Below are 25942 nucleotides of genomic sequence, written 5' to 3'. Positions count from 1 at the left end.
GTAACAGTTGGTCAACTGGAGCGGCGTTCAGTTCGCACTGAGGCCGCCCAGCAATTTACTTGTAGCGGTAGACGATACGACCACGGGTGAGGTCGTACGGGCTGAGCTCCACCACTACGCGGTCCTCAGGGAGAATCCTGATGTAGTGCTGACGCATCTTTCCAGAGATGTGTGCCAGTACGATGTGCTTGTTGGTGAGCTCAACGCGAAACATCGCGTTAGGCAGCGCCTCGGTCACAACGCCTTCGATCTCAATGACCCCGTCCTTCTTGGCCATACCCTCCGCTAACTGTTGTTGCCGCAGCCCTGCCGGATTGCACCGGGCATGACCACGAACGTTTTTGTTGGATCGATTGTCAGTTCCAGGCCCCAAAAGGGCGTGGCAGTCCAGACAACCAACAAACAACACTACTCTGTATCGCTGTAAAAGTTAAATCGGCAATAGTAACCTACGCGGCACCGTACGCACCATAATCCCCGGCCGGAGTGCTCACGGCCTCAGCGTTGGCCACGCCATCGAGGATGGCCAGGCGTACGACGTCGGCTGCCGCGCTCTGCAGCGTAATGAGGCTGATCTGCCGGGCAGCTTCGTCCGAGCGGTCAAGTGCCACAGCCTGGGTAGACAGACAGAAAACGGTGTCCCCGTCAGCCAAGGTATGGCTGGGATTGAGAGCCCTTGCAATACCGGCATGGGAAGCAGCAGCAGTCCGCTTACACTCGGCCACATCCAGGAGAGCGTTCGTAGCAACAACGACCAGGGTGGTGTTGAGCGGTGGACCGTGGTGGGCTTCCGCCCCACCAGCCGAAGCCCTCGGCGTGCTCGCTCGTTCCTCGCTTAGATGCACGCTGCCGGGCTCCGCCCGATGGGTCGTTGTGCTGAACGGGAGTCCCAGGGCATTCACCACCGCCAGTGCTCCAACAACAACGCCGTTCTCGAAAATGACGGAGGCTGTTCCGACTCCGCCTTTGTAGGTTCTGGCGATGACTGCTCCGGTGCCGGCACCGACGTTGCCGCGTCCGACGTCGTGCCCTTCCTTCTCGGCAGCGGCGGCGGCAGTTGCCGCGTATCCCATGTCCGCGGTCGGACGCGCTGAAAAGTCGCCGCCCCGGCCCAGGTCGAAGATTGCGGCCGCCGGGACAATCGGCACTACTCCCCCGGGAACGGCGAAACCCCGGTTGTTCTCCTCGCACCAGAGCTGGGCGCCGGACGTCGATGCCAGGCCGTAAGCACTTCCGCCGGTAAGAACCACGGCGTCCACGGCACTGACAAGCGTGGTGGGGTCGAGCGCGTCGGTCTCGTGGGTGGCGGGTCCCCCGCCCTGGACGTCCACCGATCCGACGGTGCCCGGCGGCGGCAGGACCACCGTCACCCCGCTCAGCCAGCCGTCGTCGTTCTTCTGTACGTGGCCAACCCGGATCCCGGGCACATCGGTGATTGCTCCCATGGCACCCATTGTTCCCCCTCCCCCAACTAAGTAGCGCCAAGTGTCGTTTTGAAGGGTCAAAACGACACTTGGCGCTACCTGGTTGGCTGGGCGAGCGGAAACTACGGGATCGGGACCGGGGTGACGCCGAGGGGCACGAGGTGCTCCGCACCACCGTCGGGCGCTGAAAGAACCCAGATGCCCTTCTCGTGGACGGCAACGGAGTGCTCCCACTGGCAGGAGCGCGCGCCGTCGGTGGTGATCACGGTCCAGTCGTCCTCCAGGACCGCTGTCTCGATGCCGCCGCGGACCAGCATGGGTTCGATCGCCAGGCAGAGGCCCGGCCGGATCTTGGGGCCCCGGTGGCTTGTGCGGTAGTTGAGGACGTCGGGGGCCATGTGCATTTCGGAGCCGATGCCGTGGCCCACGTAGTCCTCGAGGATGCCCAGCGGCTTGCCGGGCACGGAGGAAACGTAGTCGTCAATGGCGGCACCGATGTCACCCACGTGCTTGCCGCCGGCCAGTGCCGCGATCCCCCGCCACAGGGCTGCATGGGTCACGTCGGAGAGGCGCTGGTCCTCGGGATCAGCGGTGCCCACGATGACTGTCCGCGCCGAGTCGGAGTGCCAGCCGTTGACAATGGCGCCGCCGTCGATCGAGATGATGTCGCCGTCGTTCAGGACCCGGCTGCCGGGGATGCCATGGACCACTTCCTCGTTGACGGACGTGCAGATGGTGGCAGGGAACCCGTGATAGCCGAGGAAGTTGGACTTGGCGCCGGCCTCGTTCAGGACGGCGGCGAAGACGTCATCCAGGTGCTTGGTGGTGACGCCGGGTACGGCTGCTGCCACAGCGGCGTCCAGGGCGCGGCTGAGGACCAGGCCTGCTTCGTGCATGGTGCGCATCTGGGCGTTGGTCTTGTATTCGATACGGGGCTGGCCGAAGGCCATGGTGCTTCCTTTCAAATGGCTGAGGCTCCTCCCGTGTACCGGGAGGAGCCTCGGAAAAACTTGCCTGGATCAGGCAGCCTGTGCGGCCTTGATGGCCTGCATCACGCGGTCCGTCACTTCGTCGATGGCGCCGATGCCGTCCACCTGGGTGAGGATGCCGCGCTCGGCATACTTGGCCACCACCGCTTCGGTCTGCTCGTGGTACAGGTCAAGGCGGTGGCGGATGACGGCTTCGTTGTCGTCGCTCCGGCCCGTTTCCTTGGCCCGGCCGAGGAGCCGGTGGACCAGTTCCTCGTCGTCGGCAGTCAGCTGCAGGACGACGTCGAGCTTTTCCTGGCCTTTGGCGAGGATCTCGTCGAGGTAATCAACCTGCGCGGTGGTGCGGGGGTACCCGTCCAGCAGGAAGCCGTTTTCGACGTCGGACTCGCTCAGGCGGTCACGCACCATCTTGTTGGTGACGCTGTCCGGAACGAAGTCGCCGTTGTCCATGTACTTCTTGGCCTCAATGCCAAGCGGCGTCTCGCCCTTCACGTTCGCACGGAAGATATCGCCGGTGGAGATGGCCACAACGCCAAGGCGCTCTGAAATCCGCTCCGCCTGCGTTCCTTTTCCGGAACCGGGAGGTCCAATAATCAGCATTCTCGTCATCGCAAAAGCCCTTCGTAGTGACGTTGTTGTAGCTGCGCATCAATCTGCTTGACGGTCTCCAGGCCAACGCCCACCATGATCAGGATCGAGGTGCCACCGAACGGGAAGTTCTGGTTTGCGTTGATCAGTACCAGTGCCACCAGCGGAATCAGCGCCACGAAGCCCAGGTACAGGGCACCGGGCAGCGTGATCCGGGACAGCACATACTGCAGGTAGTCAGCGGTCGGTTTACCGGCGCGGATACCTGGAATGAAGCCGCCGTACTTCTTCATGTTGTCCGAGACCTCTTCAGGGTTGAAGGTGATCGCGACGTAGAAGTAGGTAAAGAAGACGATCAGGATGAAGTAGATCGCCATGTAGATCGGGTGGTCGCCGCGGGTCAGGTTGTTGTTGATCCATTCGACCCACGGCTGGAGCTGCTCGCCCGCCTTCGGCTGGTTGAACTGTGAGATCAGTCCAGGCAGGTAAAGCATCGAGGAAGCAAAAATCACGGGGATCACGCCGGCCATGTTGACCTTGATGGGGATGTACGTGCTGGTACCCCCCACGGTGCGGCGGCCGATCATCCGCTTGGCGTACTGCACCGGGATACGGCGCTGCGACTGCTCAACGAAGACCACCAGGGCCACCGTCAGCAGGCCCACCAGCAGGACAATGAAGAAGGTTCCCGGGCCTTGGGACGTCCAGATGGCGCCCAGCGAGGTGGGGAACTGTGCTGCGATCGAGGTGAAGATGAGCAGGGACATGCCGTTGCCCACGCCCTTCTCGGTGACGAGCTCGCCCATCCACATGATCAGGCCGGTGCCGGCCGTCAGGGTGATGATGATCAGGATGGTGGTGATCACGCTGTTGTCAGGAATGATCGGCAGGTTGCAGCCGGGAAGGAGCTGGCCGGACCGCGCCAGGGATACCAGCGTGGTGGCGTTAAGCAGGCCCAGGGCAATGGTGAGGTACCGGGTGTATTGGGTCAGCTTCGACTGCCCGGCCGCCCCCTCTTCGTAGAGCTCCTGGAAACGGGGAATGACCACCCGGAGCAGCTGGACGATGATGCTGGCCGTAATGTACGGCATGATGCCCAGCGCGAAGATGGATACCTGGAGCAACGCGCCGCCGCTGAACAGGTTAACGAGCTGGTACAGGCCGCCTGCGGTCTGACCGTTCTGCAAGCATTGCTGGACATTCTGGTAGTTCACACCAGGCGAGGGAATGAAGGCACCCAAGCGGAAGATGGTGATGATTCCCAGCGTGAACAACAACTTGCGTCGCAGATCAGGCGTGCGAAAGGCCCGGCCAAATGCGCTAAGCAAGCGTCCTCCTGGTGGTGTGGATATAAGTGTGTGATCGGGATCTAAGAATCCCAACAACCGAGTCTAACGGTTGGATGCGCCATGCGAACAATCCGGGGACACCGGCGTGCGCCCGATGGCGGGAAAAACACGACCGACGGATGTGAAAAACTCCCGGCACCGGGGCCTGGGGCCCCGGTACCGGGAGTTCAACAACGGGCTTTCACCCACCGACTCTAGAGAGCGGTGGTGCTTCCGCCTGCTGCAGCGATCTTTTCAGCGGCGCTGGCCGAGAATGCGTGGACGGTGACGTCTACCTTGACGGTGATGTCGCCGGTGCCCAGCACCTTGACGGGCTGGTTCTTGCGAACGGCGCCCTTTTCGACCAGGTTCTCGACGGTGACAGTGCCACCTTCCGGGAACAGCTCGTTGAGCTTGTCCAGGTTAACAACCTGGAACTCAACGCGGAACGGGTTCTTGAAGCCGCGCAGCTTGGGCAGGCGCATGTGCAGCGGCAGCTGGCCGCCGGCAAAGCCAGCCTTTACCTGGTAGCGGGCTGCAGTACCCTTCGTACCGCGGCCTGCGGTCTTACCCTTGGAACCCTCACCACGACCAACGCGGGTCTTGGCGGTCTTGGCACCCGGGGCGGGACGCAGGTGGTGAACCTTCAGTGCGCTCTGCTTTTCGGCAGCGGCGCTCTGTGCCTTTTCAGGAGTGTTCTCTGCCATTTACTTCGCCTCCTCTACCTTTACCAGGTGCGGAACCGTGTTGATCATGCCAACGGTTACGGCGTCGGCGGTGCGGACAACGGTGTGTCCGATCCGCTTCAGGCCGAGGGACCGCAGGGTGTCGCGCTGGTTCTGCTTGCCGCCAATGGCGGACTTGATCTGAGTGATCTCCAACTGGGCGTCGGAGGGAATCAGGTTCTTAGCCATAACTAGGCACCTGCCTTCGGGCTCAGGAGTGCCTTCACCATTGCCGCCGGAGCGATCTCGTCGAGGGGCAGGCCGCGGCGTGCTGCCACTGCTGCCGGCTCTTCGAGGCGCTTGAGGGCATCAACGGTCGCGTGAACGATGTTGATGGCGTTGGAGGAACCGAGCGACTTGGAGAGGATGTCGTGGATGCCCACGCACTCCAGTACTGCACGGACCGGGCCACCGGCGATAACACCGGTACCGGCGGAAGCCGGACGCAGCATGACGACGCCTGCGGCGGCCTCACCCTGAACGCGGTGCGGGATGGTGTTGCCAATGCGGGGAACGCGGAAGAAGGACTTCTTGGCCTCTTCTACGCCCTTCGCGATTGCGGCAGGAACTTCCTTAGCCTTGCCGTAGCCAACGCCGACCATGCCGTTGCCGTCACCGACGACGACCAGGGCGGTGAAGCTGAAGCGACGACCACCCTTGACCACCTTGGAGACGCGGTTGATGGTGACAACGCGCTCTACGAACTGGCTCTTCTCGGCTTCACGGCCGCCGTCGCGGCCGCCACGGCCACCACGGTCGCCGCGGCCCTGGCCACGGTCGCCACGCTCGCCGCGACGAGCGCCGCCACGGCGGTCGTCGGCAGCTGCGGGGGCAGTGGTCTCAGCGGCAGCTACGGCTTCAGTAGCCTTCTGATCTGCAGACACAGTGTCCTTTTCCTTGTTTGCTTCCGTCACAGTGACAGCCCACCTTCACGTGCACCGTCAGCGACGGCGGCGATCCGGCCGTGGTACTTGTTACCACCGCGGTCGAAGACAACAGCTTCGATACCGGCAGCCTTGGCACGCTCTGCGACGAGTTCGCCAACGCGCTTGGCCTTGGCAGTCTTGTCACCGTCGAATGCACGAAGGTCGGCTTCCAGAGTGGAGGCGCTCGCTACGGTCAGGCCCTTGGTGTCATCGACAACCTGGACGAATACGTGGCGTGCGGAACGGTTGACGACCAGGCGAGGACGTACAGCCGTACCGGAGATGCGCTTACGGATACGAAGCTGGCGGCGGCTGCGCGAAGCAGACTTGCTCTTGTTCGTACGCTTCTTGTTAATTGAGATGGCCATGGTTACTTACCAGCCTTTCCGACCTTGCGGCGGATGACTTCGCCGGCGTAACGGATGCCCTTGCCCTTATAGGGGTCCGGCTTCCGAAGCTTGCGAATGTTGGCAGCAACCTCGCCGACCTGCTGCTTGTTGATACCTGAAACAGAGAGCTTGGTCGGGGTCTCAACTGCAAAGGTGATGCCCTCCGGTGCGGAGACATTTACCGGGTGGCTGAAACCAAGAGCGAACTCAAGGTCAGATCCCTTGGCCTGAACGCGGTAACCGGTACCGACGATTTCAAGCTTCTTCTCGTAGCCCTTGGTAACGCCCTCGATCATGTTGGAGATCAGGGTGCGGGTCAGGCCATGGAGTGAACGGGAGGCGCGCTCGTCGTTCGGGCGGGCGACAGTCAGGGTGTCTGCATCCAGGGAGACCTCGATCGGGCTGGCCACAGTGTGGTTCAGCTCGCCCTTGGTGCCCTTGACGCTGACGACAGAGCCGTCAACCTTGACCTCAACGCCGGCAGGAACGGTGATGGGGAGACGTCCAATACGTGACATTATTCTCTTCCTTTCCCGTTACCAGACGTAAGCGAGGACTTCGCCGCCCACGCCCTTCTTGCCGGCCTGCTTGTCAGTCAGGAGGCCGGAAGAGGTGGACAGGATTGCGACACCCAGGCCACCCAGCACGTGCGGCAGGTTGGTGGACTTTGCGTAAACACGCAGGCCCGGCTTGGAAATACGGCGAACGCCAGCGATTGAACGCTCGCGGTTCGGTCCGAACTTGAGCTCGATGGTCAGCTTCTTGCCAACCTCAGCGTCTTCTTCCTTCCAGCTGGCGATGAAGCCTTCTGCCTTAAGGATGTCAGCAACGCGTGCCTTGAGCTTGCTGTACGGCATGGACACGGAATCGTGGTATGCCGAGTTTGCATTGCGCAAACGCGTAAGCATATCTGCGACAGGATCTGTCATTGTCATGGTGGGCTCTTGCCCTTCCTCATAACGGTTTCCGCGGGCTGGCTTCGGTGTGAAGCCGTACCGCCGGACCTTTTATGTAGTTGGTTTAGTCTTCGGCCTTGAACGGGAAACCAAGCGCTTTGAGCAGCGCGCGGCCTTCGTCATCGGTCTTGGCAGTGGTGACAACCGTGATGTCCATACCGCGGACGCGGTCGATCTTGTCCTGGTCGATCTCGTGGAACATAACCTGTTCGGTCAGACCGAAGGTGTAGTTGCCGTTACCGTCGAACTGCTTGCCGGAGAGACCACGGAAGTCCCTGATGCGGGGCAGTGCGAGGGTCACGAGGCGGTCCAGGAATTCCCACATACGGTCGCCACGGAGGGTAGCGTGTGCACCGATGGGCATGCCTTCGCGCAGCTTGAACTGTGCGATGGACTTGCGGGCCTTGGTTACCTGCGGCTTCTGGCCGGTGATCTGGGTCAGGTCGCGGACAGCGCCGTCGATCAGCTTGGAGTCCTTGGCGGCATCTCCAACACCCATGTTCACAACGACCTTCACCAGGCGGGGAACCTGGTTGACGTTTTCGTACTTGAATTCCTCAATGAGCGTGCTCTTGATGGAATCGGCGTACTTGGTCTTCAGACGAGGAACGATCTTCGTTGCCGGAGTCTCGAGAGTCTCAGTCATTAGATGTCCTTCCCCGAGCTCTTGGCCACGCGGATGCGCACTTCGCGCTGCTTGCCGTTGCGCTCAACGGTTTCAGTGCGGAAGCCGACGCGGGTGGGCTTCTTGGTGGAGGGGTCTACCAGAGCCACGTTGGAGATGTGGATCGGAGCTTCAACAACCTCGATGCCACCGGTCTTGGTGCCGCGCTGCGACTGACCGACCTTGGTGTGCTTGGTGACGCGGTTGATGCCTTCAACCAACACGCGATTGGTGTCGGTGAACACGCGCAGGACCTTGCCCTGCTTGCCGCGGTCGCCGCCGCGCTCAGCCTTGGCGCCAGTGATGACCTGAACGAGGTCACCCTTCTTGATCTTTGCAGCCATGGACTAGAGCACCTCCGGAGCCAGAGAAACGATCTTCATGAACTTCTTGTCACGGAGTTCACGACCAACCGGTCCGAAGATACGGGTACCGCGGGGGTCACCGTCAGCCTTCAGGATCACAGCTGCGTTCTCGTCAAACTTGATGTAGGAACCATCCGCACGGCGGCGTTCCTTCTTGGTACGGACGATGACTGCCTTGACAACATCGCCCTTCTTTACGTTGCCGCCCGGGATTGCGTCCTTGACGGTTGCGACAATGACGTCGCCAATGCCTGCGTAGCGACGGCCAGATCCACCGAGAACGCGAATGGTAAGGATTTCCTTAGCACCCGTGTTGTCGGCGACCTTGAGTCGCGACTCCTGCTGAATCACTATTTACTCCTTGCGTCGCGCCGGTTCTCAGACCGAAAATCTTCCTACGGAATGAGCCTTGCGGAACGGTTGATCGGGGTGTCTCTTGACCTGCCTGGATTTTGCCAGACCAGGCCTAAACGCCCGTGCCAGAAGCAGTTGCTCCCATCCGGTCCAGGACAGGTCCTGGGCGCAAGGGGGCACTATGCCGTGGCACGCTTGTTTACGAGGTTGATGACGGCGCGCGAAAGGCGCCATACAAACTCAATATCCTAGCACGTTTTCCGCCCATCCCCATATCACCGCCAGGGCTCCCCCGCAAGACGGACGACGGCGTCACGCACGGCAACCTTTTAGCCCACTTTTGGTGCCGCTTCCCCCGGAAAGACGCCCCGCCGCCGTCGTCCGTCCCGCAAAAGTTGCGCCACCCTGACCGTCAGACGCGCCATCACCTCCTGCAGGGTTTCCGCCACGCGCCATCACCTCCTGCCGAAAATATTGAGACGCTCTCTCACTCGATGCGCCTTTTCTGCTGACGCTCGCTCACTTTTCTTAGCGAAGTGAGAGAGCGTTGGCCAAAATCCGGTGTTAAGTGAGAGAGCGTTGCGGGGCGGGACGGACGACGGCGTCACGCACGGCAACCTTCTAGCCCACTTTTGGTGCCGCTTCCCCCCGGAAAGACGCCCCGCCGCCGTCGTCCGCCCCGCAAAAGTGGGCCAGCCTGACACCGTCAGACGCGCCATCACCACCTGCAGGGTTTCCCGCCACGCGCCATCACCTCCTGCCACCCCAAAGAGAGGTGATGGCGCGTTCTTCAAAGGGCGACGGGAAGTGATGGGGCGTCCCCTAAAAGGCGACGCGAGGTGATGGGGCGTTGGGGCGGGACGGACGACGGCGTCACGCACGGCAACCTTCTAGCCCACTTTTGGTTCCGCTTCCCCCGGAAAGACGCCCCCGCCGTCGTCGTCCGCCCTGCAAAAGTGGGCCATCGTGACGGCAACCCGGTTAAACGAGGAAGCCCCCGCTCCAAGGGAGCAGGGGCTTCCGGCTAAGCAGCAGGTGCTACTTGGCCTTCTCGAGGATTTCCACGAGCCGCCAGTTCTTGGTGGCGGACAGCGGACGGGTCTCGGCGATGACAACGAGGTCGCCGATGCCGGCGGTGTTCTCTTCGTCGTGTGCCTTGACCTTGGAGGTACGGCGGATGACCTTGCCGTACAGTGCGTGCTTCACGCGGTCTTCAACCTGGACAACGATGGTCTTTTCCATCTTGTCCGAGACCACATAGCCGCGACGCGTCTTGCGGTAACCGCGCTGCTCAGCCGTGGCTGCGGTAGCAGTTTCGGTCACGTTCTGGTCCTTTTCACTCACTTGGCATCCTCCTCGGTCTCAACCGTTTCAGCCTTCTCGGCCTTCTTGGTTGCAGCCTTCTTGGACTTCTTCTCTTCTTTGGCTTCCACAACAGGTGCGGCAACCTCAGCACGAATGCCCAGCTCGCGCTCACGGAGAACGGTGTAGATGCGGGCGATGTCCTTCTTTACCGCGCGCAGCCGACCGTGGTTCTCCAGCTGTCCGGTGGCGGACTGGAAACGCAGGTTGAACAGCTCTTCCTTGGCCTTGCGGAGTTCTTCAACGAGACGCTCGTTGTCGAAACCGTCCAGCTGTGCGGGAGCCAGATCCTTGGATCCTACTGCCATTTCTATTCACCACCTTCGCGACGCAGAATGCGTGCCTTCAACGGGAGCTTGTGGATTGCCAGGCGCAGTGCCTCGCGAGCTACCGATTCTTCGACGCCGGAGATCTCAAAGAGAACGCGACCCGGCTTGACGTTTGCGACCCACCATTCCGGTGAACCCTTACCGGAACCCATGCGGGTTTCGGCAGGCTTCTTGGTGAGGGGACGGTCCGGGTAGATGTTGATCCAGACCTTACCGCCACGCTTGATGTGGCGGGTCATCGCGATACGAGCGGATTCGATCTGACGGTTCGTGACGTATGCCGGGCTCAGGGCCTGGATGCCGTACTCACCGAAGGAGACCTTGGTGCCGCCCGTAGCAGCGCCGGAACGACCCGGGTGGTGCTGCTTACGGTGCTTGACTCGACGTGGGATAAGCATTTAAGCCTGTCCTCCTTCTACTGCCGGAGCAGCAGCTTCAGCGGCCGGAGCCTCTGCAGCAGGAGCTGCGTCGGCGGCCGGACGGTCGTTGCGACGGCGGCGGTCACCACGGTCAGCGCCACCCGGGCGGCCCGGGCGATCGCTGGGGCCACGTCCACGGGACGGGGCGGAAGCGGCCTGCTGGGCCAGTTCCTTGGCGGTGACGTCGCCCTTGTAGATCCAGACCTTCACGCCAATGCGGCCGAAGGTGGTCTTGGCTTCGTAGAAGCCGTAGTCGATGTTCGCGCGGAGGGTGTGCAGGGGCACACGGCCTTCGCGGTAGAACTCCGAGCGGGACATTTCAGCGCCACCCAGTCGACCCGAGCAGGCGATACGGATGCCCTTGGCACCTGCACGCTGTGCGGACTGCATGGCCTTCTTCATAGCGCGGCGGAATGCCACACGTGAAGTCAGCTGCTCAGCAACGCCCTGGGCAACAAGCTGTGCTTCCATCTCGGGGTTCTTGACCTCGAGGATGTTCAGCTGGACCTGCTTGCCGGTGAGCTTTTCGAGCTCGCCGCGGATGCGGTCTGCTTCTGCTCCACGGCGGCCGATGACGATGCCCGGGCGGGCCGTGTGGATGTCCACGCGGACACGGTCACGGGTGCGCTCGATCTCAACCTTGGCGATACCGGCGCGCTCCATGCCCGTGGACATGAGCTGGCGGATGCGGATGTCCTCGCGAACGAAGTCCTTGTACCGCTGGCCAACCTTGGTGCTGTCAGCGAACCAGTGCGATACGTGATCGGTGGTGATGCCGAGTCGGAACCCATGCGGGTTTACTTTCTGTCCCACTTAGCGAGCCTCCTCTTTCTCCGGGGTAGCGACTACCACGGTGATGTGGCTGGTGCGCTTCTTGATCTGAAATGCACGACCCTGGGCACGCGGCTGGAACCGCTTCATGGTCGGGCCTTCATCAACAAACGCTGCGCTGATGATGAGGTCGCCTTCGTCAAACGCCACGCCGTCGCGGTCCGCGAGGACCCGGGCGTTGGAGATTGCCGACTGAACTACCTTGAATACCGGCTCCGAAGCTGCCTGCGGGGCAAACTTCAGAATTGCCAGAGCCTCATTCGCTTGCAAACCACGAACAAGGTTGACGACGCGCCGGGCCTTCATAGGCGTTACGCGGATGTGGCGCGCAATTGCCTTGGCTTCCATTGCTTTCCTTCTCTCGTCTTTGACGTAAGTGCAGGCGCCTAGCGGCGCTTGCCCTTACGGTCGTCCTTGACATGGCCGCGGAATGTCCGCGTGGGAGCGAATTCGCCGAGCTTGTGCCCGACCATCGACTCAGTGACAAACACCGGGATGTGCTTGCGTCCGTCGTGTACGGCGATCGTGTGCCCGAGCATGTCGGGGATGATCATCGAACGGCGGGACCAGGTCTTGATGACGTTCTTGGTGCCCTTTTCGTTTTCCCTGTCCACCTTCACAAAGAGGTGCTGGTCAACGAAAGGACCTTTTTTCAGGCTGCGTGGCATGTGTCCAGGCTCCTATCGCTTGTTCTTGCCAGTACGACGGCGACGAACAATTAGCTTGTCGCTCTCTTTGTTGGGGCGGCGCGTGCGGCCTTCCCGCTTACCGTTCGGGTTGACGGGGTTACGTCCACCGGACGTCTTACCCTCGCCACCACCGTGCGGGTGGTCAACCGGGTTCATGGCGACACCACGGACGGTCGGGCGGACGCCCTTCCAGCGCATACGGCCGGCCTTGCCCCAGTTGATGTTCGACTGCTCGGCGTTGCCCACCTCGCCGACGGTTGCGCGGCAGCGCACGTCAACGTTGCGGATTTCACCGGAAGGCAGACGCAGCTGGGCGAAGCGGCCTTCCTTGGCGACGAGCTGGATGGATGCACCGGCGGAGCGGCCCATCTTGGCGCCGCCACCCGGACGCAGTTCAACTGCGTGGATAACGGTACCCACCGGGATGTTGCGCAGGGGCAGGTTGTTGCCAGGCTTGATGTCAGCGTTGGCACCTGCCTCTACGAAGTCACCCTGGGACAGCTTGTTCGGGGCGATGATGTAACGCTTGGTGCCATCAACGTAGTGCAGGAGGGCGATGCGAGCCGTGCGGTTCGGATCGTACTCGATTTCAGCAACGCGGGCGTCAACGCCGTCCTTGTCGTGGCGACGGAAGTCGATCAGACGGTACTGGCGCTTGTGTCCGCCACCCTTGTGACGGGTGGTGATCTTACCGGTGTTGTTACGGCCGCCCTTTTTGGGCAGCGGACGTACCAACGACTTTTCCGGCGTCGACCGCGTAATTTCGGTGAAGTCCGCTACGCTCGAGCCACGACGGCCCGGGGTAGTCGGCTTGTATTTACGGATTCCCATAATTTATTTCCTCGTTAAAGTGGTCTCCGCTACGCGAGCGGACCGCCGAAGATGTCGATAGTGCCTTCTTTGAGGGTGACAATCGCACGCTTGGTGTTCTTGCGGGTACCCCATCCGAATTTGGTGCGCTTGCGCTTACCGGCACGGTTGATGGTGTTGATCGATTCGACCTTGACGGAGAAAATCTTCTCCACGGCCAGCTTGATCTCGGTCTTGTTCGAACGGGGGTCCACCAGGAAGGTGTACTTGCCCTCGTCGATCAGGCCGTAGCTCTTTTCCGACACGACGGGTGCAAGCACGACGTCGCGGGGATCCTTGATGGTGGCTGCACTCACTTGGCATCCTCCTCGTTCTTTGCCACTGCCTTGCCCGCAACGAATGCTTCGTAGGCAGCCTTGGTGAAGACAACGTCATCAGACACGAGAACGTCGTAGGTGTTCAGCTGGTCTGAGTACAGAACGTGAACACCGGCGAGGTTGCGCACGGACAGTGCAGCAACGTCGTTGGCGCGCTCGATGACAACCAGCAGGTTCTTGCGGTCGGAAACGCCGCGCAGCGTTGCGAGTGCAGTCTTGGCGGACGGCTTGGTGCCCTCAACCAGTTCGGCAACAACGTGGATGCGTCCGTTGCGCGCCCGGTCAGACAGTGCGCCGCGCAGTGCAGCAGCAATCATCTTCTTGGGGGTGCGCTGGCTGTAGTCACGCGGGGTGGGACCGTGGACAACGCCACCGCCGGTCATGTGCGGAGCACGGATGGAACCCTGACGGGCGCGGCCGGTGCCCTTCTGCTTGAACGGCTTACGTCCTGCACCGGAAACTTCAGCGCGGGTCTTGGTCTTGTGGGTACCCTGGCGAGCAGCAGCGAGCTGGGCAACGACAACCTGGTGCAGCAGCGGCACGTTGGTCTGAACGTCGAAGATCTCTGCAGGCAGGTTGACCTGGACAGTGTTAGCCATTGAACTAGGCTCCCTTCACGGCGGTGCGTACGAGGACGACCTGGCCGCGGGCGCCGGGAACGGCACCCTTGATAAGGAGCAGCGACTTCTCGACGTCAACCGCGTGAACCGTGAGGTTCAGCGTGGTGTGACGAACGGCGCCCATGCGGCCGGCCATTTTCATGCCCTTGAAGACGCGGCTCGGGGTGGATGCGCCACCGATTGAACCGGGCTTACGGTGGTTCTTGTGGGCACCGTGGGAAGCTCCAACGCCGTGGAAGCCGTGACGCTTCATAACACCGGCGAAGCCCTTACCCTTGGTGGTGCCGATGACGTCGATCTTCTGGCCGGCTTCGAAGACCTCTACGGAGAGCTCCTGGCCCAGCTCGTACTCGGCAGCATCTGCGGTACGAAGTTCGACGACGTGGCGGCGAGGCGTGACGCCTGCCTTCTCAAAGTGACCAGCCAGCGGCTTGGTGACCTTGCGGGGATCGATCTGGCCGTAGCCGATCTGAACGGCTACGTAGCCATCAGCTTCTGCGTTGCGCAGCTGGGTGATGACGTTCGAATCTGCCTGGACCACAGTGACGGGGATGAGCTTGTTGTTCTCGTCCCAGACCTGGGTCATGCCGAGCTTCGTGCCCAGCAGGCCCTTTACGTTACGGGTTGCGGTCATAGTCTCTCAGCACCTCCCTACAGCTTGATTTCGATGTTCACGTCTGCCGGCAGGTCGAGACGCATGAGCGAGTCAACAGCCTTCGGCGTGGGATCGATGATGTCGATAAGACGCTTGTGCGTGCGCATTTCAAAGTGCTCGCGGCTGTCCTTGTACTTGTGCGGAGAGCGGATCACGCAGTACACGTTCTTCTCCGTAGGCAGCGGCACGGGGCCCACTACCGTTGCGCCTGCGCGCGTGACCGTCTCAACGATCTTCCGTGCTGAAGTGTCAATGACCTCGTGGTCGTATGACTTCAGCCGGATGCGGATTTTTTGTCCCGCCATGTCGCCTGACTCTCTTTCAGTAAATGCTGCTCTGTTTACTTACGTGTTGTATGGCTGCCGAAGCATTTGAAGTCGTAACTACCACCCGCCGCACAAACTGAATCCGGATGAATCCGGGTTCCTCACCTTGCCGGCGCAACCGACCCCCGCGGTCGGGCGTGTCGCGCTTGGCACGCATACAAATCCGCTAATCCATGGGGAGTGGGTTATGTTTGGTCTTCCACTTGGACCCTGACACCCGGCATTATCCGGATCGGGACGCGAAGAAGCGCTTGAACAACTCATCTAGTATGCCGGATATTGGCTCCAGAAGCGAATCGGCCCTATCGGCAGCCGATGGCGGGAACATTGCCAACGGCAACGCCGGAACGGATGATAGGGGCATGACGCTGGAAAGCACCGAATCCGTGACGGAACTGGCCAGCCGCATGCCGCCGTCGTTCACTTTGGGGGTGGCCGCAGCCGCCTTCCAGATCGAAGGAGCGCTGAGCGCCGGAGGCCGGGGACCGTCTGGCTGGGACGCCTTCGCGGAGAAGCCCGGCAGCATTATGGACGGGCACTCCCCCGCCGTGGCCTGCGACCACTACAACCGCCTCCCGGAGGACATCGCCCTGCTGCAGGAGCTGGGCGTGGACTCCTACCGCTTCTCCTTGTCCTGGCCGAGGATCCAGCCGGAGGGCCGGGGAAGCTTCAACGCCGAGGGGCTGGATTTCTATGACCGGCTGATCGACCAGCTGCTGGAGGCCGGGATCTCTCCCATGGCCACGCTGTATCACTGGGACACTCCCCTGCCGCTGGAACACCGCGGCGGCTGGATGAACCGCGAAACAGCCGAACGGTTCGGTGAGTATGCCGCTGCGGCGGGGCAACGCTACGGGGACCGCGTGGCCCAGTGGGTCACGCTCAACGAACCGGTCTCGGTCACGCTGAACGGTTACGCCCTGGGCGTCCACGCCCCGGGCCATACGCTCATGTTTGACGCCCTGCCGTCCATCCACCACCAGCTTCTTGCGCATGGACTCGGGGCGCAGGCGCTGCGCGCTGCCGGAGTCAAGGGGGGTGTGGGTGTCACCAACCTGCACTCGCCGATCCATGCAGCCTCGAAGAAGCCCGGGGACAGGCTGGTGGCCCGGATGTACGACCTGCTGATGAACAGGATCTACGCAGACCCCGTCCTGCTGGGCCGCTATCCCAGCCTGCCGCTGTATGCCAGGCCGTGGCTTCGGTCCATCGGCCGGATCTCCGATGCAGACCTGCGCACCATCCACCAGCCGCTGGATTTCTACGGCCTCAATTACTACTTCCCCGTGAAGGTGGCTCTGGGCCGCGGCGTGACCCCTATTCCGGCTAATACGCACAAGGCCGTGGCCCGGCTCCCCTTCCACGAAGTGGGGTATCCCGAGTACAGCAGCACCGGGTTCGGGTGGCCAGTGGCTCCCGACCACCTTGGCGTCCTGCTGAAGGAGCTGCAGGACCGGTACGGGGAGGCGCTGCCGCCGGTGTACATCACAGAAGGCGGAGCGAGTTTCCCCGAACCTGACCAGGTGTCCGGCCCCCTTCAGGATGAGGACCGGGTGCACTACCTTTCATCGCACCTGCGGGCTGCGCTGGATGCGACGTCTCCCGGCGGCCCCGCGTCAGGGGTGGACCTGCGGGGCTACTACGTGTGGACCCTGATGGACAATTTCGAATGGGCCGCAGGGTACTCCCAACGATTCGGGTTAATTCACGTCGACTTTGAGACGCAGGAGAGAACCCCGAAAGAGTCGTTCTACTGGTACCAGGAGTTGAGCAAGGCCCGGCGGGCCCTTCAGGGTTAGCGTCCCTGCCTACTGGTTTTTGTTCGCCCGGTTGATCCGCTTGGCGCGGTCAATCTCGTGGCGGAAGTGCTTCTTGGCCCAGAACACACCGGCCACCACCGCAACCGCGATGATCAGGAAAATAAGCCATCCCATGATGAACTCCTTTCGGTCCAGCAACAGTATCAGGGGACTGCTTAAACAAAAGGAACGGCCCCGCTGCATAAGCAGCGGGGCCGTCCTTCAGTTCAGCAAGAATTACTTGTTGATCTTGGTAACGCGTCCTGAACCAACGGTGCGGCCGCCTTCGCGGATTGCGAAGCCGAGGCCCTCTTCCATAGCGATGGGCTGGATGAGCGCAACGGTCATCTCAGTGTTGTCGCCAGGCATAACCATTTCCGTGCCCTCGGGCAGGGTGATAACGCCGGTTACGTCCGTGGTACGGAAGTAGAACTGCGGGCGGTAGTTGGAGTAGAACGGGTTGTGACGCCCGCCTTCGTCCTTGGAGAGGATGTAGACGTTAGCCTCGAAGTCGGTGTGCGGGGTGATGGAACCCGGCTTGACGACAACCTGGCCACGCTCGACATCGTCGCGCTTCAGACCGCGGAGCAGGAGGCCACAGTTCTCGCCGGCCCATGCTTCGTCGAGCTGCTTGTGGAACATCTCGATACCGGTAACCGTGGTCTTCTGGACCGGGCGGATGCCGACGATCTCGACCTCGGAGTTGATGGCGAGGGTTCCACGCTCGGCGCGGCCCGTAACAACGGTGCCACGGCCGGTGATGGTGAAGACGTCTTCGATCGGCATCAGGAAGGGCTTGTCGCGGTCGCGGATGGGGTCCGGAACGGACTCATCCACAGCTGCCATCAGGTCCTCAACGGACTTGACCCACTCGGGGTCGCCTTCCAGGGCCTTCAGGCCGGAAACGCGAACAACCGGTGCTTCGTCGCCATCGAAGCCCTGGGAGCTCAGGAGCTCACGAACTTCCATTTCAACGAGGTCCAGCAGTTCCTCATCGTCAACCATGTCGGACTTGTTCAGCGCGACCAGCAGGTAGGGAACACCAACCTGGCGGGCGAGCAGAACGTGCTCGCGGGTCTGTGCCATCGGGCCGTCAGTGGCGGCAACCACGAGGATTGCACCGTCCATCTGGGCAGCACCGGTGATCATGTTCTTGATGTAGTCAGCGTGACCCGGAGCGTCTACGTGTGCGTAGTGGCGCTTCTCGGTCTGGTACTCAACGTGGGAGATGTTGATGGTAATGCCGCGCTGACGCTCTTCGGGAGCAGAGTCGATCGACGCGAAGTCACGCTTCTCGTTGAGAGTCGGGTACTTGTCGTACAGCACCTTGGAAATGGCGGCCGTCAACGTCGTCTTACCGTGGTCAACGTGACCAATGGTGCCGATGTTAACGTGCGGCTTAGTCCGCTCGAACTTTGCCTTTGCCACAGGTTCCTCCTAGAACGTTTTCAAATGACATACCCTTCAACCGCGCTTGTCGCGGCAGAAACTCAGGTAAGTCTACTTGGGGGGCTTTGGATTGGTGAAATTGCAGATTCAGGAACTAATACTAGTCCCTAGAGCCTGTTCGTGCAGATGGCCGGGAACCGGCTTGACCGGATGGATCCGACCGTACCCGGCCACCTGCACCGGCTGTGCTTTCCGTTACCGGCAAGCGCACCCGAATTTGTTCGCTGCGAAAGTCCGAAGACTATTCGCCGCGGGTCTTCTGGATGATCTCGTCGGCAACTGCCTTCGGGACCTCGGCGTAGCTGTTGAACGTCATGGAGTAAACAGCACGGCCCTGGGTCTTCGAACGCAGGTCACCGATGTAGCCGAACATGCCGGACAGCGGAACGTGCGCACGGATAACCTTGACGCCCTGTGCATCTTCCATGGACTGCATCTGGCCACGGCGGGAGTTGAGGTCACCGATAACTTCACCCATGTATTCCTCAGGGGTGCGGACCTCGACATCCATCAGCGGTTCGAGCAGAACCGGGTTCGCCTTGCGTGCGGCTTCCTTGAAAGCCATACGGCCGGCGATCTTGAACGCCATTTCCGAGGAGTCAACATCGTGGTACGCGCCGTCAATCAGCGTGGCCTTGATGCCGACAACCGGGTAACCGGCCAGGACGCCGTCGTTCAGTGCATCCTGGATACCGGCGTCAACCGACGGGATGTACTCGCGGGGAACGCGGCCACCGGTGACCTTGTTCTCGAACTCGTACAGCTCGCCCTCGGAGGTGTCCATCGGCTCGATCGCAATCTGGATCTTTGCGAACTGGCCCGAACCACCGGTCTGCTTCTTGTGCGTGTAGTCGTGGCGTTCGACGGCGCGCTTGATGGTTTCGCGGTAAGCAACCTGGGGCTTGCCCACGTTTGCCTCGACCTTGAACTCGCGGCGCATGCGGTCCACCAGGATGTCCAGGTGGAGCTCGCCCATGCCGGCGATGATGGTCTGGCCGGTGTCTTCGTTGAGGGACACCTGGAAGGTGGGGTCCTCAGCCGAGAGCTTCTGGATGGCCGTGGAGAGCTTCTCCTGGTCACCCTTGGTGTTCGGCTCGATGGCGACCGAGATCACGGGCTCCGGGAAGCTCATGGACTCGAGCACGATCTGGTTGCTGGAATCACACAGGGTGTCACCCGTGGTGGTGTCCTTCAGACCGATGGCTGCATAGATGTGGCCGGCGGTAGCGCCCTCAACAGGCATTTCCTTGTTGGCGTGCATCTGGAACAGCTTGCCGATGCGCTCCTTCTTGCCCTTGGTGGAGTTGACCACCTGGGCGCCTGCTTCCACGTGACCGGAGTACACGCGGATGAAGGTGAGCTGGCCGAAGAAGGGGTGTGCAGCGATCTTGAAGGCCAGAGCGGAGAACGGCTCTTCAGAGGAAGGCTTGCGGGTCAGTTCCTTCTCTTCGTCGCGAGGATCGTGGCCGACCATCGGGGGGACGTCGAGCGGGTTCGGCAGGTAGTCCACCACTGCATCGAGCATGGGCTGAACGCCACGGTTCTTGAACGCGGAGCCACAGAACACCGGGTACAGCTCGGAGTTGATGGTCATCTTGCGGATGCCGGCCTTGAGCTCGTCAATCGAGATCTCTTCGCCTTCGAGGTACTTCTCCATGAGCTCTTCGGAGGACTCTGCAACGGCTTCAACGAGCGCTGCGCGGTACTCCTCAGCCTTTGCCTGCAGGTCAGCCGGGATCTCCTGGATCTCGTACTTGGCACCCATGGTGACGTCACCCTTGGCATCGCCGGGCCACACCAGTGCACGCATGTAGAGCAGGTCCACGACGCCGATGAAGTCGTTCTCGGCACCGATGGGCAGCTGCATAACGAGCGGCTTGGCACCCAGGCGGCTGATGATGGTGTCTACGGTGAAGTAGAAGTCGGCACCGAGCTTGTCCATCTTGTTGACGAAGCAGATGCGCGGAACGTTGTACTTGTCAGCCTGGCGCCAAACGGTCTCAGACTGCGGCTCAACGCCTTCCTTGCCATCGAAGACTGCAACGGCACCGTCGAGGACGCGCAGGGAGCGCTCAACCTCAACGGTGAAGTCAACGTGGCCGGGGGTGTCGATGATGTTGATCTGGTTGTTTTCCCAGAAGCAGGTCACGGCGGCAGACGTGATGGTGATGCCGCGTTCCTTTTCCTGTTCCATCCAGTCAGTCGTCGAAGCGCCGTCGTGCGTTTCGCCGATCTTGTGGTTCACACCCGTGTAGAACAGGATGCGCTCGGTGGTGGTGGTCTTGCCGGCATCAATGTGGGCCATGATGCCGATATTGCGGACCTTACTAAGGTCGGTAAGCACGTCCTGTGCCACGGTGTCTCCCTTTCGGATGGACTACACGTTCGCCGCCGGCCCGTGAGAGCCGGCGGCGTCCGGGAAGTATTACCAGCGGTAGTGTGCGAAGGCCTTGTTGGACTCGGCCATCTTGTGGGTGTCTTCGCGACGCTTCACAGCGGCACCGAGACCGTTGGAGGCATCCAGGATTTCGTTCTGGAGGCGCTCGGTCATCGTCTTTTCGCGGCGGGCCTTGGAGTAGCCAACCAGCCAGCGCAGGGCGAGTGCGGTGGAGCGGCCCGGCTTGACCTCAACCGGAACCTGGTAGGTGGCGCCGCCGACGCGGCGGGAGCGGACCTCGAGGGAAGGCTTGACGTTGTCCATGGCCTTCTTGAGGGCTGCTACGGGGTCGCCGCCGGACTTGGCGCGGGCGCCTTCGAGGGCACCGTAGACGATGCGCTCTGCAGTGGACTTCTTGCCGTCAACGAGCACCTTGTTGATGAGCTGGGTAACCAGCGGGGAGCCGTAAACGGGATCTAGTACGAGCGGCCGCTTGGGGGCCGGACCCTTGCGAGGCATATTACTTCTTCTCCATCTTTGCGCCGTAGCGGCTGCGGGCCTGCTTACGGTTCTTCACACCCTGGGTATCGAGGGCGCCACGGACGATCTTGTAGCGGACACCCGGGAGGTCCTTCACACGACCACCGCGGACGAGCACAATGGAGTGCTCCTGCAGGTTGTGTCCTACACCGGGGATGTAGGCGGTGACTTCAATGCCGCCGTTGAGGCGCACACGGGCCACCTTACGCAGAGCCGAGTTCGGCTTCTTCGGGGTGGTCGTGTAAACGCGGGTGCAAACACCGCGGCGCATCGGGCTGCCGGCAAGCGCGGGAGCCTTGGTCTTTTTGACCTTCGGCGTGCGGCCCTTGCGGACCAGCTGGTTAATCGTAGGCACTCTCGTGTTCTCCGTTGGTTTGATCTCTACCGGCGCATCGAGGCGTCAACCGTCACTGCACCGATTTTGGCGTTGTTCCTGCAGCCTGGATGTCTAGGATTGAACTTAGGCGTGCAAAAGCGTGGCATTCGTTGCGCACCTAGCCCGCAACCCGGAAACAAGCTCACACCCAACATCATGAGAACAAAACCAAAATGATGCTGCGGCGGCCTTCATCCACTGCCACACAAACAATTACATAAATTCTAGCACGGCTTGATCCTGCGGCTTAATTGGGTGTATACGAAAGGCCCCGCCCCCACCGGAGTGGGGACGGGGCCTTCCTAGGGACGCTTAGCGGAAGTCGTTACCCAGGTCGTAGTCATCCAGCGGGATGGCGTGGAACTCAGGAGCTCCGTCGCCGCCCAGGGTGTCGTACGAGAAGTCACTGAACGCGCTGGGGCCGGTGAACAGGTTGGCCTTCGCTTCTTCAGTGGGCTCCACGGTGACCTCGGTGTAGCGCGGGAGGCCCGTGCCGGCCGGGATCAGCTTACCGATGATGACGTTCTCCTTGAGGCCGAGCAGCGGATCGCTCTTGCCTTCCATGGCCGCCTGCGTCAGGACGCGGGTGGTCTCCTGGAAGGAAGCTGCCGACAGCCAGGACTCGGTGGCCAGGGACGCCTTGGTGATACCCATGAGCTCAGGACGTCCGGAAGCCGGAGTCTTGCCCTCGGACACAACGCGGCGGTTGGCCTCCTCGAAGCGGCTGCGCTCGGCGAGCTCGCCGGGCAGCAGGTCCGATTCGCCGGACTCGATGACCGTGACGCGGCGCAGCATCTGGCGCACGATAACCTCGACGTGCTTGTCGTGGATACCGATGCCCTGGCTGCGGTACACGCCCTGGACCTCGTCCACCAGGAACTTCTGTGCCGCACGCGGACCCATGATGCGCAGGACCTGCTTGGGATCGACCGGTCCGTTGATCAGCTTCTGGCCGACGGTGACGTGGTCGCCATCTTCGATCAGCAGGCGTGAACGGCGCAGGACCGGGTAGGCGATCTCTTCGGTTCCGTCATCGGGAGTGATAACCAGGCGCATCTGGCGCTCGGACTCTTCGATGGCGATGCGGCCGGCTGCTTCTGCAATCGGTGCAACACCCTTCGGAGTACGGGCTTCGAAAAGCTCCTGGATACGGGGCAGACCCTGGGTGATGTCGTCGCCGCCGCTGGCGGAAACAGCACCACCGGTGTGGAACGTACGCATGGTCAGCTGGGTACCGGGCTCACCGATGGACTGTGCAGCGATGATGCCCACAGCCTCACCGATGTCCACGGTCTTGCCGGTGGCCAGCGAACGGCCGTAGCACAAGGCGCAGGTGCCGACGCTGGACTCACACGTGAGTACGGAGCGGACCTTGACCTCGGTGATGCCAGCCTTGAACAGTTCATCGATCACCACGTCGCCGCAGTCGGTGCCGGCAGCCGCGAGGACCTTGCCCTCGGAGTCCACGACGTCGACGGCGAGCGTACGTGCGTAGGCACTGTTCTCGACGTTCTCGTCCAGGACCAGCTCACCGTTCGAATCGGCCACGGCGATGGGCGTGACCAGGCCACGCTCGGTGCCGCAGTCCTCTTCGCGGACGATGACGTCCTGGGACACGTCCACCAGACGACGGGTCAGGTAACCCGAGTTGGCGGTACGCAGAGCGGTGTCAGCCAGACCCTTACGGGCACCGTGGGTGGCGATGAAGTATTCCAGCACCGACAGGCCCTCGCGGTAGGAGGACTTGATGGGACGCGGGATGATCTCACCCTTCGGGTTGGCCACCAGGCCACGGATACCCGCGATCTGGCGGACCTGCATCCAGTTACCACGTGCACCGGAGGACACCATGCGGTTGATGGTGTTCATCGGCGACAGGCTGTCACGCATCGCCTGGGCGATCTCGTTGGTTGCCTTGTTCCAGATCTCGATCAGTTCCTGGCGACGCTCGTCGTCGTCGATCAGGCCCTTGTCGTACTGGCCCTGGATCTTGGCGGCCCGCTCCTCGTAACCTGCGAGGATCTGCGGCTTGGCCTTAGGCACCTCAATATCCGAGATCGCAACGGTGACGCCTGAACGGGTGGCCCAGTAGAAACCGGCATCCTTCAGGTTGTCCAGCGTTGCCGCCGTGACCACCTTCGGGTAGCGCTCGGCGAGATCGTTGACGATCGTGGACAGTTCGCCCTTGTCCGCAACGTTCTCAACCCACGGGTAGTCGGCCGGCAGGGTCTCGTTGAAGAGCACCTGTCCGAGGGAGGTCTCGACCAGCGCGGGCTGACCCTGCTCCCAGCCTTCCGGAGCTTCCCATCCGGCGTAAGGGACAAAGCCCTCAAGACGGATTTTGACCTTGGAGTTCAAGTGCAGCTCGTGCAGGTCGTAGGCCATGATGGCCTCGGCTACCGAGCCGAAGACGCGGCCTTCGCCAGCTGAACCGACACGCTTGGTGGTCAGGTGGTAGAGGCCGATGATCATATCCTGCGAGGGCAGGGTGACCGGGCGTCCGTCAGAGGGCTTCAGGATGTTGTTCGAGGACAGCATCAGGATGCGGGCCTCAGCCTGGGCCTCGGGGCTCAGCGGCAGGTGGACTGCCATCTGGTCGCCGTCGAAGTCAGCGTTGAAGGCGCCACACACCAGCGGGTGAAGCTGGATGGCCTTGCCTTCAACAAGCTGCGGCTCGAACGCCTGGATGCCGAGGCGGTGCAGGGTAGGTGCACGGTTGAGCAGCACCGGGTGTTCGGTGATGATCTCTTCGAGCACGTCCCAGACCTGCGGACGGTAACGCTCCACCATGCGCTTGGCCGACTTGATGTTCTGGGCGTGGTTGAGGTCAACCAGGCGCTTCATCACGAACGGCTTGAAGAGCTCCAGCGCCATCTGCTTGGGCAGGCCGCACTGGTGCAGCTTCAGCTGCGGGCCGACCACGATGACCGAACGGCCGGAGTAGTCCACGCGCTTGCCAAGGAGGTTCTGGCGGAAACGGCCCTGCTTGCCCTTGAGCATGTCGCTCAGGGACTTCAGGGGGCGGTTGCCCGGTCCGGTGACCGGACGGCCGCGGCGGCCGTTGTCGAAGAGGCTGTCAACAGCTTCCTGAAGCATGCGCTTCTCGTTGTTGACGATGATCTCCGGAGCACCCAGGTCAAGCAGGCGCTTGAGGCGGTTGTTGCGGTTGATCACACGGCGGTACAGGTCGTTGAGGTCGGAGGTCGCGAAGCGGCCACCGTCCAGCTGGACCATGGGGCGCAGTTCCGGCGGGATCACCGGGACGGCGTCCAGGACCATGCCAAGCGGGCTGTTGTTGGTGGTCAGGAACGCGTTGACCACCTTGAGGCGCTTGAGGGCACGGGTCTTGCGCTGGCCCTTGCCGGTGGCAATGATCTCGCGCAGCAGGTCGGACTCGGCCTGCATGTCGAAGCCTTCAAGGCGCTTCTTGATGGCTTCGGCACCCATGGAGCCTTCGAAGTACATGCCGTAGCGGTCCCGCAGCTCGCGGTACAGGCCTTCGTCACCTTCGAGGTCGGCGACCTTGAGGTTCTTGAAGCGGTCCCAGACCTGCTCGAGGCGCTCGATGTCGGCGTCGGCGCGCTTGCGCACGTTGGCCATCTGGCGGTCGGCGGAGTCGCGGGCCTTCTTCTTGTCGGCAGCCTTGGCGCCTTCACCTTCAAGGCGGGCAATCTCGCCTTCAAGGTCGCGGGCGATGGCAGCGATGTCGCCGTCGCGGTTGTCGATCAGCTGCTTCTTCTCGATGTCGTGCTCAACCTGCAGGTTGGGCAGTTCCTCGTGGCGGGCAGCCTCGTCAACGCTGGTGATCATGTAGGCAGCGAAGTAGATGACCTTCTCGAGGTCCTTCGGCGCCAGGTCAAGGAGGTAGCCCAGGCGGGAGGGAACACCCTTGAAGTACCAGATGTGCGTGACGGGAGCGGCCAGCTCAATGTGGCCCATGCGTTCGCGGCGTACCTTTGCGCGGGTGACTTCAACGCCACAACGCTCACAGATGATGCCCTTGAAGCGCACGCGCTTGTACTTGCCGCAGTAGCATTCCCAGTCCCGGGACGGGCCGAAGATCTTCTCGCAGAAGAGGCCGTCCTTCTCGGGCTTGAGCGTGCGGTAGTTGATGGTTTCCGGCTTCTTAACCTCGCCGTAAGACCAGCCGCGGATGTCTTCCGCGGTGGCGAGGCCGATCTGCATGAGGCCGAAGGAGGATTCGCTGGACATATGGTCCCTGTTCTCTCTTGTTCTCTAAATTCTGAAGTCTTTGCGGCACCGGGGTTTCGACAA

Annotated in this window: 32 protein-coding genes; 1 reads left to right on the top strand and 31 read right to left on the bottom strand. The window is 61.8% G+C overall.

From position 1 onward, the window contains the following. Positions 1–55: 55 nt before the first annotated feature. From infA to rpsJ, 25 genes are all read right to left on the bottom strand, one after another. Positions 56–277, bottom strand: coding sequence for a translation initiation factor IF-1 (gene infA, locus QF047_RS05350; RefSeq protein ID WP_009358723.1), 222 nt, complete (start codon positions 275–277; stop codon positions 56–58). Between the two features lie 172 nt (positions 278–449). Beyond that, positions 450–1445 (bottom strand): P1 family peptidase, encoded by a 996-nt coding sequence (locus tag QF047_RS05345; RefSeq protein ID WP_307274646.1) that lies wholly within the window; start codon positions 1443–1445, stop codon positions 450–452. A gap of 101 nt (positions 1446–1546) precedes the next feature. Next, positions 1547–2374 (bottom strand): type I methionyl aminopeptidase, encoded by an 828-nt coding sequence (gene map / locus QF047_RS05340; RefSeq protein WP_307274644.1) that lies wholly within the window; start codon positions 2372–2374, stop codon positions 1547–1549. A 69-nt stretch (positions 2375–2443) separates the two neighbouring features. Beyond that, positions 2444–3013: an adenylate kinase gene (locus QF047_RS05335; RefSeq protein ID WP_306639125.1), complete on the bottom strand. Its 570-nt coding sequence runs from the start codon at positions 3011–3013 to the stop codon at positions 2444–2446. A 5-nt stretch (positions 3014–3018) separates the two neighbouring features. Beyond that, positions 3019–4329 (bottom strand): preprotein translocase subunit SecY, encoded by a 1311-nt coding sequence (gene secY / locus QF047_RS05330; RefSeq protein ID WP_306634832.1) that lies wholly within the window; start codon positions 4327–4329, stop codon positions 3019–3021. Between the two features lie 215 nt (positions 4330–4544). Next, entirely contained in the window at positions 4545–5036 is a 492-nt protein-coding gene (gene rplO, locus QF047_RS05325; RefSeq protein WP_306634834.1) for a 50S ribosomal protein L15, read from the bottom strand. Beyond that, on the bottom strand, positions 5037–5243 hold the full coding sequence (gene rpmD, locus QF047_RS05320) for a 50S ribosomal protein L30 (protein WP_306634836.1): 207 nt from the start codon (positions 5241–5243) through the stop codon (positions 5037–5039). It abuts the gene before it with no gap. A 2-nt stretch (positions 5244–5245) separates the two neighbouring features. Then, the gene (rpsE, locus tag QF047_RS05315) at positions 5246–5968 is read right to left on the bottom strand and encodes a 30S ribosomal protein S5 (RefSeq protein ID WP_306634838.1); all 723 of its coding nucleotides are present in this window, start codon (positions 5966–5968) and stop codon (positions 5246–5248) included. Beyond that, positions 5965–6348: a 50S ribosomal protein L18 gene (rplR, locus tag QF047_RS05310; RefSeq protein WP_079596676.1), complete on the bottom strand. Its 384-nt coding sequence runs from the start codon at positions 6346–6348 to the stop codon at positions 5965–5967. The genes rpsE and rplR overlap by 4 nt, the downstream gene beginning before the upstream one ends. A 2-nt stretch (positions 6349–6350) precedes the next feature. Next, positions 6351–6887, bottom strand: coding sequence for a 50S ribosomal protein L6 (rplF, locus tag QF047_RS05305; RefSeq protein WP_306634839.1), 537 nt, complete (start codon positions 6885–6887; stop codon positions 6351–6353). A gap of 18 nt (positions 6888–6905) precedes the next feature. Next, positions 6906–7304: a 30S ribosomal protein S8 gene (gene rpsH, locus QF047_RS05300; protein WP_104042534.1), complete on the bottom strand. Its 399-nt coding sequence runs from the start codon at positions 7302–7304 to the stop codon at positions 6906–6908. Positions 7305–7389: 85 nt separating this feature from the next. Continuing rightward, positions 7390–7971, bottom strand: a complete 582-nt coding sequence (gene rplE / locus QF047_RS05295; RefSeq protein ID WP_163161901.1) for a 50S ribosomal protein L5 — start codon at positions 7969–7971, stop codon at positions 7390–7392. Beyond that, positions 7971–8333 carry a 50S ribosomal protein L24 gene (rplX, locus tag QF047_RS05290; protein WP_013601824.1) on the bottom strand — a complete coding sequence of 121 codons (363 nt, stop codon included), beginning with the start codon at positions 8331–8333 and terminating at the stop codon, positions 7971–7973. The genes rplE and rplX overlap by 1 nt, the downstream gene beginning before the upstream one ends. A 3-nt stretch (positions 8334–8336) precedes the next feature. Then, positions 8337–8705, bottom strand: a complete 369-nt coding sequence (rplN, locus tag QF047_RS05285; RefSeq protein ID WP_024366126.1) for a 50S ribosomal protein L14 — start codon at positions 8703–8705, stop codon at positions 8337–8339. Between the two features lie 1041 nt (positions 8706–9746). After that, positions 9747–10052, bottom strand: coding sequence for a 30S ribosomal protein S17 (gene rpsQ / locus QF047_RS05280; protein WP_091415064.1), 306 nt, complete (start codon positions 10050–10052; stop codon positions 9747–9749). Further along, positions 10049–10378 (bottom strand): 50S ribosomal protein L29, encoded by a 330-nt coding sequence (gene rpmC / locus QF047_RS05275; RefSeq protein ID WP_018760452.1) that lies wholly within the window; start codon positions 10376–10378, stop codon positions 10049–10051. The genes rpsQ and rpmC overlap by 4 nt, the downstream gene beginning before the upstream one ends. Before the next feature lie 2 nt (positions 10379–10380). Beyond that, the gene (gene rplP / locus QF047_RS05270; RefSeq protein ID WP_013601829.1) at positions 10381–10797 is read right to left on the bottom strand and encodes a 50S ribosomal protein L16; all 417 of its coding nucleotides are present in this window, start codon (positions 10795–10797) and stop codon (positions 10381–10383) included. Beyond that, positions 10798–11631 (bottom strand): 30S ribosomal protein S3, encoded by an 834-nt coding sequence (gene rpsC, locus QF047_RS05265; RefSeq protein WP_307274639.1) that lies wholly within the window; start codon positions 11629–11631, stop codon positions 10798–10800. It lies immediately after the preceding gene. Further along, positions 11632–11997: a 50S ribosomal protein L22 gene (gene rplV, locus QF047_RS05260; protein ID WP_306634843.1), complete on the bottom strand. Its 366-nt coding sequence runs from the start codon at positions 11995–11997 to the stop codon at positions 11632–11634. Positions 11998–12035: 38 nt separating this feature from the next. Further along, positions 12036–12317 (bottom strand): 30S ribosomal protein S19, encoded by a 282-nt coding sequence (gene rpsS, locus QF047_RS05255; RefSeq protein WP_011692805.1) that lies wholly within the window; start codon positions 12315–12317, stop codon positions 12036–12038. 12 nt (positions 12318–12329) lie between these two features. Then, positions 12330–13169, bottom strand: a complete 840-nt coding sequence (gene rplB, locus QF047_RS05250) for a 50S ribosomal protein L2 (RefSeq protein ID WP_066293289.1) — start codon at positions 13167–13169, stop codon at positions 12330–12332. Positions 13170–13198: 29 nt separating this feature from the next. Then, a complete protein-coding gene (rplW, locus tag QF047_RS05245; protein WP_011692807.1) occupies positions 13199–13504 on the bottom strand; it encodes a 50S ribosomal protein L23 in 306 nt (101 codons plus the stop codon). Next, positions 13501–14124 carry a 50S ribosomal protein L4 gene (gene rplD / locus QF047_RS05240; RefSeq protein WP_306634846.1) on the bottom strand — a complete coding sequence of 208 codons (624 nt, stop codon included), beginning with the start codon at positions 14122–14124 and terminating at the stop codon, positions 13501–13503. The genes rplW and rplD overlap by 4 nt, the downstream gene beginning before the upstream one ends. Positions 14125–14128: 4 nt before the next feature. Then, positions 14129–14779, bottom strand: a complete 651-nt coding sequence (gene rplC, locus QF047_RS05235) for a 50S ribosomal protein L3 (protein WP_013601833.1) — start codon at positions 14777–14779, stop codon at positions 14129–14131. Between the two features lie 17 nt (positions 14780–14796). After that, entirely contained in the window at positions 14797–15105 is a 309-nt protein-coding gene (rpsJ, locus tag QF047_RS05230; protein ID WP_043119398.1) for a 30S ribosomal protein S10, read from the bottom strand. Positions 15106–15488: 383 nt separating this feature from the next. On the opposite strand from rpsJ, the gene QF047_RS05225 reads away from it, so the two are divergent. Beyond that, a complete protein-coding gene (locus tag QF047_RS05225) occupies positions 15489–16925 on the top strand; it encodes a GH1 family beta-glucosidase (RefSeq protein ID WP_307274634.1) in 1437 nt (478 codons plus the stop codon). Between the two features lie 9 nt (positions 16926–16934). Here QF047_RS05225 and QF047_RS05220 read toward each other — a convergent pair whose 3' ends face one another. The 6 genes from QF047_RS05220 to QF047_RS05195 form a co-directional block, all read right to left on the bottom strand. Further along, entirely contained in the window at positions 16935–17060 is a 126-nt protein-coding gene (locus QF047_RS05220) for a hypothetical protein (protein WP_255470686.1), read from the bottom strand. Between the two features lie 102 nt (positions 17061–17162). Further along, entirely contained in the window at positions 17163–18353 is a 1191-nt protein-coding gene (gene tuf, locus QF047_RS05215) for an elongation factor Tu (protein WP_104042541.1), read from the bottom strand. A gap of 262 nt (positions 18354–18615) precedes the next feature. Then, positions 18616–20730: an elongation factor G gene (gene fusA / locus QF047_RS05210; protein WP_307274631.1), complete on the bottom strand. Its 2115-nt coding sequence runs from the start codon at positions 20728–20730 to the stop codon at positions 18616–18618. 69 nt (positions 20731–20799) lie between these two features. Continuing rightward, a complete protein-coding gene (gene rpsG, locus QF047_RS05205) occupies positions 20800–21270 on the bottom strand; it encodes a 30S ribosomal protein S7 (RefSeq protein WP_026531948.1) in 471 nt (156 codons plus the stop codon). A 1-nt stretch (position 21271) separates the two neighbouring features. After that, entirely contained in the window at positions 21272–21646 is a 375-nt protein-coding gene (rpsL, locus tag QF047_RS05200) for a 30S ribosomal protein S12 (protein ID WP_306634852.1), read from the bottom strand. Between the two features lie 333 nt (positions 21647–21979). Then, on the bottom strand, positions 21980–25879 hold the full coding sequence (locus QF047_RS05195; protein ID WP_306634853.1) for a DNA-directed RNA polymerase subunit beta': 3900 nt from the start codon (positions 25877–25879) through the stop codon (positions 21980–21982). Positions 25880–25942 lie beyond the last annotated feature (63 nt).

Source organism: Arthrobacter sp. W4I7 (assembly GCF_030816215.1).
GTDB lineage: Bacteria > Actinomycetota > Actinomycetes > Actinomycetales > Micrococcaceae > Arthrobacter > Arthrobacter siccitolerans_A.
The sequence above is the reverse complement of the archived record's forward strand: the minus strand, read 5'-3'. Positions and strand labels throughout refer to the sequence as shown.